The following is a 14,251-nucleotide window of genomic DNA, read 5'->3' as shown; positions in this document are numbered from 1 at the left end:
CGATATCGGCGGGCAGCGGCAGGGGCGACAGCACCAGGGCCGGCGCCAGCAGCGGGCGCCAGCCCAGCGCCGCCACCGCCGCGGCGGTCTCGGCGCAGCCCGGCTCGGGCCGGGTGACCAGGACGGCGGGCGGCTCCCGCACGGCGTCAGGCGATGAAGAGATCGGCGGGGCTGTCCGCCCGCAGGCTGTCGCCCAGCGCGCGGCCCAGCCGCTCCGCCTCGCTCGCCGCGCCGCCGAGGCCGCGCTTCAGCAGGAAGCTGCCATCCGGCCGGGCCACCAGGCCGGTCAGGAAGAGGGTGCCGTCCGGCAGCAGTCGGGCATGACCGCCGATCGGCGTGCGGCAGGAGCCGTCCAGCGCCGCGAGCAGGGCGCGCTCGGCGCGGGAGACGGCCCGCGCCACGCGGTCCTCGATGCCGGCGAGCAGCTCGTGCAGTTCCTCGTCCCCGGCGCGCACGGTGATGCCGACGATGCCCTGGCCGGCCGCCGGCACCATGGCCTCGGCGTCGAGCAGCCGCGTGGCGTGGCCCTCGAGGCCGAGACGCCGGAGCCCGGCCAGCGCCAGCAGCGTGCCGTCGTAGGCGCCGCCGGCCAGCTTGGCGAGGCGGCTGTTCACATTGCCGCGGATGATCTCGACCCTGAGGTCGGGCCGCGCGTGCAGCAGCTGCGCCTGCCGCCGCAGGCTGGCGGTGCCGATCAGCGCCCCGGCCGGGATGGCGTCGAAGGGGCCGTCGCCGGCCGCCGGCGCCAGCCCTTCGCGCAGCACCAGGGCGTCGCGCGCGTCCTCGCGCGTCATGGTGCAGGCGAGGACGATGCCGGGCGGCATCTCGGTCTCCAGATCCTTCAGGCTGTGCACGGCGAAGTCGATCCGCCGGTCGAGCAGCGCCTCGTGGATCTCCTTGGCGAAGAGGCCCTTGCCGCCGATATCCGCCAGGCGGCGGTCCTGGATGCGATCCCCCGAGGTGGTGATCACATGCTCCTCGAAGGCCTTGGCGTTCCGCAGCACCGGGCAGAAATGCAGGATGCGGTCGAGGAAGGTGCGGGTCTGCCAGAGCGCCAGGGGCGAGCCCCGCGTGCCGACGCGCAGCGGCAGGGAGCGCCGCGCATGGGGCTTGACGGCCGCATGGGGCGCTGCCGCGCCGATGGCGCCGCCGCCCGGCGCATGCGGGGCGGCGGCGGGATGCGCGGCGGCGCCCGCCGGGGCAGACGGCAGGGCGGGGTGGGCAAAGGACATGCCGGCGTCATAGAACCACGGCCCGGCCTGGGAAAGGCCGGCATGGGAAAGAAGGTGGAGATGCGCGTGGCGCCGATTGGTGGACCGGTTCTGGGTTTGGAGGCGAGCTGCGACGAGACCGCGGCCGCCCTGCTGGCGCCGGACGGCACCATCCTGGCCGAGGCGGTGCGCAGCCAGCTGGCCGAGCACACCCCCTTCGGCGGCGTGGTGCCGGAGATCGCGGCGCGCGCCCACCTGGCGTATCTGCCGGCGCTCGCCGCCCAGGTGATGGCCGAGGCGGGGGTCGCCCCCGGGGCGCTGGGCGGCATCGCCGCGACGGCCGGCCCCGGGCTGATCGGCGGGCTGATCGTCGGCTCCGGCTTCGGCAAGGGCATGGCCATCGCGCGCGGGCTGCCCTTTGTCGCGGTCAACCACCTCGAGGGACATGCGCTGACCGCCCGCCTGCCGCTGCTGCGGGAGGCCGGGCTGGTGGAGGGCGGCATCGCCTTCCCCTACCTGCTGCTGCTGCTCTCCGGCGGGCACTGCCAGTGCGTCGCCGTCGAGGGGGTGGGGCGCTACCGCCGCCTCGGCTCGACGCTGGACGACGCGGTGGGCGAGGCCTTCGACAAGTCGGCCAAGCTGATGGGCCTGCCCTGGCCCGGCGGGCCGGCGCTGGAGCGGCTCGCCGCCGGCGGCGACCCGAGGCGCTACCCCCTGCCCCGGCCCCTGTTCGGCCGTCCGGGCTGCGACTTCTCCTTCAGCGGCCTCAAGACCGCCGTCGCGCAGACCATCCCGAAGCTCGCGGCGGAGCAGGACCGCGCCGACCTCGCCGCCTCCTTCCAGCGCGTGGTCGCCGCCGTGCTGGCCGACCGGGCGCGCCACGCCCTGGCCATGCTGCCGGGCGCGACCGCGCTGGTGGTGGCCGGCGGCGTCGCCGCCAATCAGGGCGTGCGGGCGGCGCTGACGGCCGAGGCGGCGCGCGCCGGGCTGCCGCTGGTCGCCCCCCCGGTCCGGCTCTGCACCGACAACGCGGTGATGATCGCCTGGGCCGGGATCGAGCGGCTGCGGGCCGGGCTGACCGACCCGCTCGACCACGCGCCGCGTCCGCGCTGGCCGCTGGAGGAGCTGGCTCCCGCCGGGGACGCGGCATGAACTATCGCCACGCCTTCCATGCCGGCAACTTCGCCGACTGCGTCAAGCACGCCCTCCTGGTGCGCCTGGTCCGGCGGCTCGCCGCCAAGGACACGCCCTTCCGCGTGCTCGACACCCATGCCGGCATCGGCGCCTACGACCTGTCCGGCTCGGCGGCGGAGCGCACCGGCGAGTGGCGCCAGGGCATCGGCCGGCTGCTCGACATCACGGACGGGCCGCTGGCCGAATGGCTGACCCTGGTGCGCCATGCCGGCTTCCCGCCGCGCTATCCCGGCAGCCCCTCCCTGGTGCGGATGCTGCTGCGCCCGCGCGACCGGCTGGTGCTCTGCGAGCTGCATGAGGAGGACCACGTCACCCTGCGCACCCTGTTCCGCGGGGACCCGCAGACCGCCGTGCACCGGCGCGACGCCTGGGAGGCGCTGACGGCGCTGACCCCCTTCGCCGAGAAGCGCGGCCTGGTGCTGGTCGATCCGCCCTTCGAGCAGGAGGGCGAGTTCGCCCGCATGGCGGAGGGCCTGGCCACGGTCGCCCATCGCTTCCGGGCGGCGGTGCAGGCGCACTGGTATCCGATCAAGCATCGCGCCCCGGTGCGCGCCTTCCACACCGCGCTGTCGGAGAGCGGGGTGCGCGACATCCTCGCCTGCGAGCTCTGGCTGCGCGAGCCCACCGATCCGCAGCGGCTGAACGGCTGCGGCCTCGTCGTCGTCAACCCGCCCTGGCGGTTCGAGGAGGAGGCGGGGGAGATCCTCGCCGTCCTGCTGGCGCGGCTCGGCCAGGGCGAGGCCGGCGAGGGCTTCGCCATCCATCGCATCGCCGAGGAATAGGAACATCATGCAGAAGGTCGCGGTGATCGGCGCCGGCGCCTGGGGCACGGCGCTGGCGATCCAGGCCGCCCGGGCCAGTCGGACAGCCCATCGGACAGCCCATGGGGCGGCCAATGGGATGGCGGCGGAGGGAAGCGTCGCGCTCTGGGCGCGGGATGCGGGCCGGGCGGCGGCGATGCAGGCGGCGCGGGAGAACGCGGCGCATCTGCCCGGCCATCGCCTGCCCGGGGCGATCCAGGTCACGCACGAGGCCGGGGCGGCGCTGGCCGGCGCGGAGCTGGCGCTGCTGGTGGTGCCGACGCAGCATCTGGCGGCGGTGCTGCGGACGCTCCCGGCGACGCTGCCGCCCTGCCTGGTCGCCGCCAAGGGCGTGACGGCGGCGGGGCTGCGCCTGCCGCTGGAGATCCTGGCCGAGGCGCGGCCGGGCCTGCGGGCGGGGGTGCTCTCCGGCCCCAACTTCGCCGAGGAGATCGCCGCCGGCCTGCCCGCCGCGGCCGTCCTGGCCAGCACCGACGCCGCGCTGCGCGAGGCCGCCGCTGCCCGCCTCGCCTCGCCCGCCTTCCGCCTCTACGGCCAGGACGACCCGGTGGGGGCGCAGATCGGCGGCGCGGCCAAGAATGTCGTCGCCATCGCCGCCGGCGCGGTGATGGGCGCCGGGCTCGGCGAGAATGCCCGCGCCGCGCTGGTGACGCGCGGCCTGTCGGAGATCGCCCGGCTGGCCGTGGCGCTGGGCGGCCGGGCGGAGACGGTGAGCGGCCTCTCGGGCCTGGGCGATCTGCTGCTGACCTGCACCGGGCCGGGCAGCCGGAACTTCTCGCTCGGCTTCGCCCTCGGCCAGGGGCGGCGGCTGGAGGAGATCCTGGCGGCGCGCAACAGCGTGACGGAAGGGGTGGCCACCGCCCCCGCCCTGCTGGCCCGCGCCACCGCCGCCGGCGTGGAGATGCCGATCACCGAGGCCGTCGCCGCCGTGCTGGCGGGCCGGGTCGATGTCGCGGGGGCGATGCGCGAGCTGATGGCCCGGCCGCGGCGGCACGAGGTGTGAGGGCGGCCGGCCAGCGGCACCGCCCCGGTGAGCGGGGATGCCTTCACTCGGCCCGCAGCGCCGCGCCGGCGGCCAGCGGCGCCAGGGGCAGGGCCGCCGCCACCAGCGCGCCCAGCAGCAGCAGGAAGGGCCGGGCCGGCAGGCCGGAGGCCGCGGCCTCGATCGCCGCCGCCCCGAAGATGACGGCCGGGATGGCCAGCGGCAGCACCAGCAGGGGCAGCAGCACGCCGCCCCGCCGCGCGCCGAGCGTCAGCGCCGCCCCCGCCGTGCCGAGCAGCGACAGGTAGAGGGTAGCCAGCCCCAGCACCGCCGCCGCCGTGCCCCAGGCCGGGACCGGCAGGTTGAGCATCGCCGCCGCCGGCGGCGTGGCCAGCAGCAGCGGCGCCCCGGTGCAGAGCCAGTGCGCCGCCGCCTTGGCCGCCGCGATCTCCATCCGCGACAGGCCGGAGAGCAGGAGCTGGTCCAGCGAGCCATCCTCGGCCTCGGCGCCGAAGAGGCGGTCGAGCGGCAGCAGGGCCGCCAGCAGGGCCGTGGCCAGCAGGGCGCCCGGGGCGAGCCGCGCGAGCAGCTCCGGCGCCGGGCCGGTGCCGAAGGGGAAGAGCGCCACGACCAGCAGGAAGAACAGCACCGCCGCCAGGGTCTCCGCCGGATGGCGCAGCGCCAGCCGCAGTTCCCGCCCGACCAGCGCCATCATGCCGGCCAGTCCTCGCTCTCCGGCGGGGCGGCGGCGCCGAGGTCGAGGCCGCGCGCCTCCGGCAGCGGCAGCGCCACATGCGTCGCCACCACCACCATGCCGCCCGCCCCGCGATGCGCCGCCAGCAGCCCGCCCAGCCGCCCGATGCTGGCGGCATCGAGCCCCACCGTCGGCTCGTCGAGCAGCCAGAGCGGCGCCGGGGCCAGGGCCAGCCGGGCGAGCGCCAGCCGCCGCCGCTGGCCGGCCGAGAGCAGCCGCGCCGGCAGGTCGGCGAGCGGCGCCAGATCCGCCGCCGCCAGAGCCGCGCCGATGTCGCCGCCCCAGCGGCGGGACCAGAAGGCCAGGTTCTCCGCCAGCGTCAGCGACGGCTTCACCGCATCCGCATGGCCCAGGTAGCGCAGCCGCGCGGCATGGGCCGGCGCATCCGCCAGGGCCGGCGCGCCCTCCCAGAGCAGCTCGCCCGCCGCCGCCGGCAGCAGCCCGGCCAGCAGGCGCAGCAGGCTGGACTTGCCGGCGCCGTTCGCCCCGGTCAGCACCAGCGCCTCCCCGGGCCGCAGGGTGAGGGAAAGACCGGCGAAGACCACCCTTCCCCCGCGCCGCACCGCCATGTCCCTCGCTTCCAGCAAGCCTGCCCCCCGGCGTTCCTGAGCCCCGCCCCGGCAATGGACCGGGGGCGCACAGCGTGTAATAAGCGGCAGCGTTCGCAGCAAATCACTCAAGGGACCCCGGACCATGCGGATGATCGGGCAGGATAGCCTGAAGGCGCGTCGCTCCCTGACGGTAGACGGCAAGACCTATCATTACTTCAGCCTGCCCGAGGCGGCGAAGAGCATCGGCGACGTGAGCCGCCTGCCCTACAGCCTCAAGGTCCTGCTGGAGAACGTCCTTCGCTTCGAGGACGGACGCGCCTATTCGGTGAAGGACGCCGAGGCGATCGCCGAATGGGTGAAGGAGGGCAGGAGCGAGAAGGAGGTTCCCTTCCGCCCGGCCCGCATCCTGATGCAGGACTTCACCGGCGTGCCGGCGGTGGTCGATCTCGCCGCCATGCGCGACGGCATCCTGAAGCTCGGCGGCGACCCGCGCCGCGTCAATCCGCTGGTGCCCGTCGATCTGGTCATCGACCACTCCGTCATGGTCGACGTCTCCGCCACCCCCACCGCCCTGCAGCAGAACGTCGACATCGAGTTCGAGCGCAATGGCGAGCGCTACGAGTTCCTGCGGTGGGGCCAGGAAGCCTTCAACAATTTCCGCGTCGTCCCGCCCGGCACCGGAATTTGCCATCAGGTGAACCTGGAATACCTCGCCCAGGGCGTCTGGACCGCGACCGACGCCGGCGAGACCTTCGCCTATCCCGACAGCTGCTACGGCACCGACAGCCACACCACCATGGTGAACGGCCTCGGCGTGCTGGGCTGGGGCGTCGGCGGCATCGAGGCGGAGGCGGCCATGCTCGGCCAGCCGATCGCCATGCTGATCCCCGACGTCATCGGCTTCAAGCTGCATGGCAGGCTGCGCGAGGGCGTCACCGCCACCGACCTGGTGCTGACGGTGACGCAGATGCTCCGCAAGAAGGGCGTCGTCGGCAAGTTCGTCGAGTTCTACGGCCCCGGCCTCGCCGAGATGGCGCTGGCCGACCGCGCGACCATCGGCAACATGGCCCCGGAATACGGCGCGACCTGCGGCATCTTCCCCGTCGATGAGGTCACGCTCGACTATCTGCGCCTCTCCGGCCGCGACGAGCACCGCATCAACCTGGTGCGCGAATACTACAAGGCGCAGGGCATGTTCCGCGAGGAAGGCCAGCCCGACCCGGTCTTCACCGACACGCTGGAGCTGGACATGGGCACCGTGGTGCCCTCCATGGCCGGCCCGAAGCGCCCGCAGGACCGCGTCGAGCTGACCAACGCCGCCCCCGCCTTCGCCAAGGAGCTGGCCTCGGGCAATCTCGGCGTGCCGGGCGACAAGGCCGATCTGCGCGTGCCCGTCGCCGGCTCGAATTTCGACCTCGGCCATGGCGACGTGGTGATCGCCGCCATCACCTCCTGCACCAACACCTCGAACCCCTATGTCCTGGTGGCGGCCGGCCTGGTGGCGAAGAAGGCCAATGCGCTCGGCCTGAAGCCGAAGCCCTGGGTCAAGACCTCGCTGGCCCCCGGCTCCCAGGTGGTGACCGACTACCTCGACAAGGCCGGGCTGACGCCGCACCTGGACGCGCTGGGCTTCCAGACCGTGGGCTATGGCTGCACCACCTGCATCGGCAATTCGGGCCCGCTGCCCGACCCGATCGTGGACGCCATCGAGGAGAACAAGCTGGTCGCCGTCTCGGTGCTGTCGGGCAACCGCAACTTCGAGGGCCGCGTGCACCAGAACGTGCGCGCCAACTACCTGGCCTCGCCGCCGCTGGTGGTGCTCTACGCGCTCGCCGGCTCGATCACGCTCGACGTGACCAAGGAGGCCATCGGCACCGGCTCGAACGGCCAGCCGGTCTACCTGAAGGACATCTGGCCGAGCACGAAGGAGGTCAACGACACCGTCGCCTCCGTCGTCACGCGCGAGATGTTCCAGGCGCGCTACAGCGACGTCTTCAAGGGGCCGGCGCAGTGGCAGGCGATCCGCGTCGATGCCGGCTCGGACACCTATCGCTGGAACTCCGGCTCCACCTACGTGCAGAACCCGCCCTATTTCGAGGGCATGCAGCCGGAGCCGGGCGAGATCGCCTCGGTGCGCGGCGCGCGGGTGCTGGCCAAGCTGGGCGATTCCATCACCACCGACCACATCTCGCCCGCCGGCAACATCAAGAAGGTCTCGCCCGCCGGCGAGTACCTGCTGGAGCACCAGGTCCGGCAGAACGACTTCAACAGCTACGGCGCCCGCCGCGGCAACCATGAAGTCATGATGCGCGGCACCTTCGCCAACATCCGCATCAAGAACGAGATGGTCCCCGGCATCGAGGGCGGCATCACCAGGCACCAGCCCTCGGGCGACGTGCTGCCGATCTATGACGCCGCCATGCGCTACAAGGCGGAGGGCGTGCCGCTGGTGATCTTCGGCGGCAAGGAATACGGCACCGGCTCCTCCCGCGACTGGGCGGCCAAGGGCACCTTCCTGCTGGGCGTGAAGGCGGTCATCACCGAGAGCTTCGAGCGCATCCACCGCTCGAACCTGGTGGGCATGGGCGTGCTGCCGCTGGTGTTCAAGCCGGGCGAGAGCCGCGAGACGCTGGGCCTGACCGGCGAGGAGACCATCGACATCCTGGGCCTCGAGGAGCTCCGGCCCCGCATGCTGCTGGATCTCGTCATCCACCGGTCGGACGGCACCACCACCACGACCCAGGTGCAGTGCCGCGTCGATACGGCCGATGAGGTCGAGTACTACAAGAACGGCGGCATCCTGCACTACGTGCTGCGCAACATGGCCAAGGCCGCCTGATCGGCCCCAGGTCAGCCTTGGGGCCGGCCTTCGGGCCTGGCCCCATCCCCCACCGGGGCGAGGACGACAAAAAAGCCGGGGCTTGACCCCGGCTTTTTCACGCGCCCATCGTGGCGGAGGCCGCCCTCAGGGGCGGCGGGGCCGCACCGGTCCATAGAGCGGCGCGCCCCAGGGCAGGTCGACCAGCCCTCGGAAAAGGTTGCGGGGGGTCAGGGGCTGCTGATGCGTGGTCCAGGACATGAGCCTATCTCCTTGCTCGACGACCGTCTCAGTATTCGCGCCCAACAATGAAGAAATCCTGAAATGGCGCTGTCTTCGAGGACATTCAAGCCCTGCTGATCGCAGGCGGGAGGCCGTGCTCCCGCAGTGGGCGTGGTGGTGCGGCGCATCCATCGGGGCGGCGCGGCGTTCACGCTGCGGAGACGGCCGCCGGCCCCGGCGCGCCGGAGGACACGGGCGGAGCCGGACAGGAACGGGAGGCACAGGGACAGGGGGCATGCCACAGACGCGCCGCATCGATCACATTTCGGACCTGCACTTCAACCGGATCGACCCGACGGCGACCGAGGGGCTGCTGGCGGCGCTGAACGGCGACCCGGCCGATCTGGTGGCGGTCAGCGGCGACCTGACGATGCGGGCCCGCTCGCGCGAGTACAAGGCGGCCCGGCGCTTCCTGGAGGCGCTGAAGGCGCCGGTTCTGGTGGTGCCGGGCAATCACGACATCACGAACTACTGGCCCTGGGAGCGTTTCCTCGATCCCTTCGGCCGCTGGCACCGTTTCATCGGCGGCGAGACCGAGCCCGTCTGGCGCGACGAGGTCATGGCGGTGATCGGGCTGAACACGGTGGTGCGCGGCGGGCTGCATCTCTCCTGGGAGGGCGGTCGCGTGAAGCGCAGCCGGCTGCGGCGCCTGCTGGACCGGCTGGAGGAGACGCCGCCCGGCCTGTTCCGCATCGTCGTCGCCCACCATCCGTTCCTGGCGCCGGAGGACGCGCCGGACACGCCGCTGGCGCGCCGCGCCGCGCCGGCGCTGGAGCGCCTGCAGGCGGCGGGGGTGCGGCTGATCCTCTCAGGGCACCTGCACCGGGGCTATGTGCGGCTGCACCGGGGCGTCGCCGAGACCGCGCGGCCCGGCGGCCCGGCGCGGCCCGAGCTGCTGGTGGTCCAGGCCGGCTCGGCCATCTCGACGCGGCTGCGGGGCGAGCCCAATGCCTACAACCGCATCGTCATCCGCCAGGGACAGGCCCGCATCGAGCCGCGCCGCTGGAACGGCCATGCCTGGGTCAGCGCCGCCGCCCCGGCCTGGCCGGCGCACACGCTGGACGAGGCGGAGGCCATCGCTCCCGCCGTCTAGGACGGAGCCGCCGACGCGCCCGCCCCGCCCCGGGGCAGGCCCAGCGCCAGCGGCAGGGCCAGGAGGCAGAGGCCGGCCATGACCAGGAAGACGCCGGCGCCCCAGGCGGCATAGAGCGGGCCGCAGAGCAGCGTCATGCTGCCGCTCATCAGCCCCACGCCCAGCGCCGCATGTAGCGTCTGGGCGGTTCCGGCCTGGGCCGGCGGCACCAGGGCCAGGATCAGCTGCATGGCCGCCAGGTGCTGGGCGCCGAAGGTGAGGGCGTGCAGCAGCTGCGTCGCCACCAGGGCGGGCAGCCAGGCGGTGCCGGCGAGGGTGCTCCAGCGCAGCACCCCGGCCCCGGCGGCGAGCAGCGCCAGGCCGCGCGCGCCGAGGCGCGCCACCAGCCGCCGCCCGAGCAAGAAGAGCAGCACCTCCCCCACCACCCCCAGCGCCCAGAGCAGGCCGATGCCGGTGGCGCTGAGCCCGGCCGCCGACCAGTGGATGCTGCCGAAGGCGTAGTAGGCCGCGTGGCTGCTCTGGATCAGGCCCGAGAGCAGCAGCAGCCGGATGAAGCCCGGCAGGCGGAGCGTGGCGCGGAAGCCGCCCTCCCGCCGCCGCGCCAGGCTCCGGCCCTCCGTCGCGGCGCGGGGCAGCAGGAGGGCGGCGGCCAGGGTGGCGAGCATGGCGCCGCCCATCAGCAGCGGCACCACGCCGAGCCCCAGCCGGCCGGCCAGCCAGCCAGCCACCATCGCCGCCGCCATGAAGGCCAGGGAGCCCGCCGCGCGCACCCGCCCGTAATCCAGCCAGTCCCGGCGCGCGGCGGCGAGGCAGAGCGTGTCGGTCAGCGGGGTGAGCGGCGCCGAGGCAGCGTGGAAGGCGAGCTGGGTCAGCAGGAAGCCGAGCAGCGTGCCGGCCAGCAGGTAGCCGCCCGAGGCCAGCGCCCCCGCCAGGGCGGCCAGCGCCAGCAGCAGCCGGGGGTCACCCAGCGCGTCGGCGCCCCGGCCGGCCCGCGGGCCGGCCAGCAGGCGGATGCCCGAGCCCGCCGCCAGCACCAGCGAGACCTCCCCGGGCGAGAGGCCGCGCGCCGCCAGGAAGGCCGGCAGGAAGGGCTGCACCACGCCGATGCCGGCGAAGACGCTGCCGAGCAGCAGGACGTGGCGGGTGATCGCGAATCGGGGCGGCATGGTCGCCGGACAGGCTGCGCCCGCCAGGGCGGCCTGCGAAGCCCCGCCGGCCTCAGGGCGCCGGCGGCGCCTCCCCCGCCCCGGCGCGCCGCTCGCAGATGACGCCGAGGACGGCGCGCAGCATCACCATGGCGGTGAACACCATCCCGGCGGAGAACAGGCCTTCCAGCAGGGCGCCCAGGCGGCGCCGCGCCTGCCCGGCCCGCATCTGCGCCTGCCGCCCCGCCTCCGTCCATTCGCCGCCCCACCGTTCCAGCGCCCGCCGCAGCGGCGGGATGGCGGGGCCGGGGGAGGCCGGCAACCGCGCCGCGAGGCCGGCCAGTTCCGGCCTCTCCCCCGCCGCCATGTCCCCGAGCAGGGTGACGAGCCCGGCGCGCAGCCGCTCCAGCTCCACCCCGCCCGCGGCGGCGTCGCCGGCCTCCAGCCGGGCGGCGCGCCCGGCCAGGATCGCGGCCTGCAACGCCAGGTCCTGGCGCCAGGCGGCGGCCTGGCTTTCCGCCGCCACCTCCTGCACCAGCCAGCGCGCGCCCATGGTCACGGCCAGGCCGCCCAGGCCGGCCAGCGCCAGCAGGGCGGAAAGGCCCGTGGTCATCAGGAAGGTGGTGCGCCGCATGGTCTGGTTCCGGGATCAGGCCGCAGGATGCCCGCCAGGCCCTGCCGCCCGGTTAAGGCCGGAGGCCAAGTTGTAACGGGCGGTTGCCAATCCCCCCCTTTGGCGCCACACAGGCGGGGCGATGCCCGATCTCGCCCAGCGTCCGTTCCAGCGCCCCCTCTCCTCCAGCGCTGGCGGAGCCATGTTCCCCGCGCGGGTGAAGGCGGTGCTCGGCCCCACCAACACCGGCAAGACGCATCTGGCCATCACGCGCATGCTGGCGCATGCCTCGGGCATCATCGGCTTTCCGTTGCGCCTGCTGGCGCGGGAGAACTACGACCGCATGGTGGCCGCCAAGGGCGCCCGCCATGTCGCCCTGATCACCGGCGAGGAGAAGATCGTCCCGCCCGAGGCGCGCTGGTTCGCCTGTACGGTGGAGGCCATGCCGCTCGACCGGCGAGTGGAATTCGTCGCCGTGGACGAGATCCAGCTCTGCGCCGACCCGGATCGCGGCCATGTCTTCACCGATCGGCTGCTGCACGCGCGCGGTCTCGTCGAGACCATGTTCCTCGGCGCCGAGACCATCCGGCCGCTGCTGCAGCGGCTGGTGCCGCAGGCCGAGGTGGAGACGCGCCCCCGCCTCTCGCAGCTCACCTATGCCGGCCCGGCCAAGCTGACCAAGCTGCCGCCGCGCTCGGCCGTCGTCGCCTTCTCGGCCGGCGAGGTCTATGCCATCGCAGAGGCGATCCGCCGCCGGCGCGGCGGCTGCGCCGTGGTGATGGGCCGGCTCAGCCCGCGCACCCGCAATGCCCAGGTGGCGCTGTACCAGAACCGCGAGGTGGACTTCCTGGTGGCGACGGATGCGATCGGCATGGGGCTGAACATGGATGTCGACCATGTCGCCTTCGCCTCCCTGCAGAAGTTCGACGGCCACCGCCCCCGCCCGCTCTCGGCGCAGGAGGCGGCGCAGATCGCCGGGCGCGCCGGGCGCGGCATGCGCGACGGCACCTTCGGCACCACCGCCGACTGCCCGCCCCTGCCGGACGAGATCGTCGGCAAGATCGAGGAGCACCAGTTCGAGGCGCTGATGACGCTGGCCTGGCGCAATGCCGAGCTCGACTTCAGCGGCATCGACGCGCTGCTCGACAGCCTGGCCGCGCCGCCGCCGGTGCCGGGCCTGGCCAAGGGCCATGACGCGACCGACCACATCACCCTGGCCGCCCTCTCGCGCGAGGCCGAGGTGCGCGCCCTGGCGACCGGCCGCGCCCGCCTCCGCCTGCTCTGGGAGACCTGCCAGATCCCGGATTTCCGCAAGCTGGCGGATGACAGCCACACCCGCTTCTGCGCCCGCGTCTTCGCGCATCTGGCGCGCGAGGGGCACCTGCCCGCCGACTGGGTGGGCACGCAGATCGCGCAATGCGCCAGCATCGAGGGCGACCTCGACACGCTGATGGCCCGCCTCTCCGCCATCCGCGTCTGGAGCTATATCGCCGCCCGCGCCGACTGGCTCCGCGACGCGGCCCGCTACCAGAACGAGGCCCGCGCCGCCGAGGACGCGGTCAGCGACGCGCTGCACGAGCGCCTGACCGCCCGCTTCGTCGACCGACGGGCCGCGCACCTGATCCGACGCCTCGACGACTCGGCGGAAGAGCTGCTCTCCGCCGTGACCCGCAAGGGGGAGGTGGTGGTAGAAGGCCATCCGGTTGGCCATGTGACGGGTTTCGTGTTTGAACCCGATGCGTCTGCGGGTAATGGGGAGGAGCGCAAGCTCGTCCTGCGTGCTGCCCGCCGTGCCCTGCAGAGTGAGATGCCGAAGCGCGTGACTGAGATGGAAACGGCGTCCGACGACGCCTTCGCCCTGACCCCGACCCACAGCATCACCTGGAACGGTGCCGAGATCGCGCGCCTGAGGCCCGGCCCCGCGCCGGACAAGCCGCTGATCGAGCCGCTGGCCTCCGAGTTCCTGGATGGCGCGCAGCGCGAGCGGGTGCGTTCCCGCCTCGCCACATGGCTGGAAACCATGCTGAAGCGCGACTTCGCGGCGCTCGACACGGTCGAGGCCAAGGCGGCGGAGGACAACACGCTGCGCGGCCCGGCCTTCCGGCTGCGGGAGTATCTCGGCCTGATGCCCGGCGGCACCGAGGCCGAGATCAACCCCGAGCTGCGGCAGAAGCTGAAGGCCATCGGCATCCGCGCCGGCCGCTTCGCCCTCTATCTGCCCGAGATGCTGAAGCCGCGCCCGATGGCGCTGCGCGCGCAGCTCTGGGCACTGAAGGCGGATTGCCCGACACCCGCCCTGCCGGGCGGCGGGCTGGTCTCCGTCCCGCCGCCGGAGGACTGGCCGGAAGGCTTCGCCGCCACCATGGGCTGGGTGATGGCCGGGCCGGTGATGCTGCGCCTCGATGTCGCCGAGCGGGTCGCCGGCGAGCTGGGCCACCTGACGCGCCGGGCGCCGGCCATGCTGCCGCCCGATGTCGCCAGCCGCCTGGGCGTCAAGGCGGATGTGCTGCCGGTGGTGCTGCAGACCCTGGGCTTCCGGCTGATCCCGGCCGAGACCCTGGCCGAGGATGCCTTCGGCCCGCCCGGCCCCGCCATGGTCAGCGCCCGGCGCGAGGATCACGGCCGCGGCCGCCCGCCGCGCCATGGCCCCCGCGGGGAGCGGCGTGGCGAGCGGTCCCGCCCAGGGAACGAGCGAGGAAGCGAGCGGGGGGGTGAGCGGCCGCCGCGCGAGGCCCGGCCCGCCGCCGGGGCACCGGCCGAGGGAACGGCCGCCGAGGCGGCATCCCC

Annotated in this window: 11 protein-coding genes; 6 read left to right on the top strand and 5 right to left on the bottom strand. The window is 74.2% G+C overall.

Annotated features, from left to right (window positions below):
- Nucleotides 1-146: 146 nt before the first annotated feature.
- Nucleotides 147-1,232, bottom strand: a complete 1,086-nt coding sequence (hemC, locus tag ACVMLK_RS15960; RefSeq protein ID WP_422921707.1) for a hydroxymethylbilane synthase — start codon at nucleotides 1,230-1,232, stop codon at nucleotides 147-149.
- A gap of 42 nt (nucleotides 1,233-1,274) precedes the next feature.
- On the opposite strand from hemC, the gene tsaD reads away from it, so the two are divergent.
- From tsaD to ACVMLK_RS15945, 3 genes are read left to right on the top strand one after another with little or no spacing between them, the layout of a single operon-like run.
- Nucleotides 1,275-2,363: a tRNA (adenosine(37)-N6)-threonylcarbamoyltransferase complex transferase subunit TsaD gene (tsaD, locus tag ACVMLK_RS15955; RefSeq protein WP_422921708.1), complete on the top strand. Its 1,089-nt coding sequence runs from the start codon at nucleotides 1,275-1,277 to the stop codon at nucleotides 2,361-2,363.
- On the top strand, nucleotides 2,360-3,187 hold the full coding sequence (locus tag ACVMLK_RS15950) for a 23S rRNA (adenine(2030)-N(6))-methyltransferase RlmJ (protein WP_457486944.1): 828 nt from the start codon (nucleotides 2,360-2,362) through the stop codon (nucleotides 3,185-3,187). Before tsaD ends, ACVMLK_RS15950 begins: the two co-directional genes overlap by 4 nt.
- A 7-nt stretch (nucleotides 3,188-3,194) precedes the next feature.
- Nucleotides 3,195-4,229 carry an NAD(P)H-dependent glycerol-3-phosphate dehydrogenase gene (locus ACVMLK_RS15945; protein WP_457486943.1) on the top strand — a complete coding sequence of 345 codons (1,035 nt, stop codon included), beginning with the start codon at nucleotides 3,195-3,197 and terminating at the stop codon, nucleotides 4,227-4,229.
- A 43-nt stretch (nucleotides 4,230-4,272) separates the two neighbouring features.
- On the opposite strand, the gene ccmB is transcribed toward ACVMLK_RS15945, so the two are convergent.
- Together ccmB and ccmA are read right to left on the bottom strand one after the other, a co-directional pair.
- Entirely contained in the window at nucleotides 4,273-4,923 is a 651-nt protein-coding gene (gene ccmB, locus ACVMLK_RS15940; protein ID WP_422921710.1) for a heme exporter protein CcmB, read from the bottom strand.
- Entirely contained in the window at nucleotides 4,920-5,549 is a 630-nt protein-coding gene (ccmA, locus tag ACVMLK_RS15935; RefSeq protein ID WP_457486942.1) for a heme ABC exporter ATP-binding protein CcmA, read from the bottom strand. Before ccmA ends, ccmB begins: the two co-directional genes overlap by 4 nt.
- Before the next feature lie 106 nt (nucleotides 5,550-5,655).
- Between ccmA and acnA the strand changes: the two genes are divergently transcribed.
- Together acnA and ACVMLK_RS15925 are read left to right on the top strand one after the other, a co-directional pair.
- Nucleotides 5,656-8,352 (top strand): aconitate hydratase AcnA, encoded by a 2,697-nt coding sequence (gene acnA, locus ACVMLK_RS15930; protein WP_457486941.1) that lies wholly within the window; start codon nucleotides 5,656-5,658, stop codon nucleotides 8,350-8,352.
- Nucleotides 8,353-8,848: 496 nt separating this feature from the next.
- Nucleotides 8,849-9,706 (top strand): metallophosphoesterase family protein, encoded by an 858-nt coding sequence (locus ACVMLK_RS15925; protein WP_422921713.1) that lies wholly within the window; start codon nucleotides 8,849-8,851, stop codon nucleotides 9,704-9,706.
- On the opposite strand, the gene ACVMLK_RS15920 is transcribed toward ACVMLK_RS15925, so the two are convergent.
- Together ACVMLK_RS15920 and ACVMLK_RS15915 are read right to left on the bottom strand one after the other, a co-directional pair.
- Entirely contained in the window at nucleotides 9,703-10,872 is a 1,170-nt protein-coding gene (locus ACVMLK_RS15920; RefSeq protein ID WP_457486940.1) for an MFS transporter, read from the bottom strand. The two genes, ACVMLK_RS15925 and ACVMLK_RS15920, sit on opposite strands and share 4 nt — an antisense overlap.
- Before the next feature lie 52 nt (nucleotides 10,873-10,924).
- Nucleotides 10,925-11,485, bottom strand: coding sequence for a hypothetical protein (locus ACVMLK_RS15915; protein WP_457486939.1), 561 nt, complete (start codon nucleotides 11,483-11,485; stop codon nucleotides 10,925-10,927).
- A 181-nt stretch (nucleotides 11,486-11,666) separates the two neighbouring features.
- On the opposite strand from ACVMLK_RS15915, the gene ACVMLK_RS15910 reads away from it, so the two are divergent.
- Nucleotides 11,667-14,251 (top strand): helicase-related protein (locus ACVMLK_RS15910; RefSeq protein ID WP_457486945.1); only part of this gene is annotated, 2,585 nt, incomplete at its 3' end.

This window comes from Teichococcus aerofrigidensis, assembly GCF_054073225.1.
The sequence above is the reverse complement of the archived record's forward strand: the minus strand, read 5'-3'. Positions and strand labels throughout refer to the sequence as shown.

What these genes read in the sequence shown, in the direction of transcription:
- hemC (WP_422921707.1), bottom strand. Translation starts at nt 1,232, where the DNA reads ATGTCCTTTGCCCACCCCGCCCTGCCGTCTGCCCCGGCGGGCGCCGCC.
- tsaD (WP_422921708.1), top strand. Translation starts at nt 1,275, where the DNA reads ATGGGAAAGAAGGTGGAGATGCGCGTGGCGCCGATTGGTGGACCGGTT.
- ACVMLK_RS15950 (WP_457486944.1), top strand. Translation starts at nt 2,360, where the DNA reads ATGAACTATCGCCACGCCTTCCATGCCGGCAACTTCGCCGACTGCGTC.
- ACVMLK_RS15945 (WP_457486943.1), top strand. Translation starts at nt 3,195, where the DNA reads ATGCAGAAGGTCGCGGTGATCGGCGCCGGCGCCTGGGGCACGGCGCTG.
- ccmB (WP_422921710.1), bottom strand. Translation starts at nt 4,923, where the DNA reads ATGATGGCGCTGGTCGGGCGGGAACTGCGGCTGGCGCTGCGCCATCCG.
- acnA (WP_457486941.1), top strand. Translation starts at nt 5,656, where the DNA reads ATGCGGATGATCGGGCAGGATAGCCTGAAGGCGCGTCGCTCCCTGACG.
- ACVMLK_RS15925 (WP_422921713.1), top strand. Translation starts at nt 8,849, where the DNA reads ATGCCACAGACGCGCCGCATCGATCACATTTCGGACCTGCACTTCAAC.
- ACVMLK_RS15920 (WP_457486940.1), bottom strand. Translation starts at nt 10,872, where the DNA reads ATGCCGCCCCGATTCGCGATCACCCGCCACGTCCTGCTGCTCGGCAGC.
- ACVMLK_RS15915 (WP_457486939.1), bottom strand. Translation starts at nt 11,485, where the DNA reads ATGCGGCGCACCACCTTCCTGATGACCACGGGCCTTTCCGCCCTGCTG.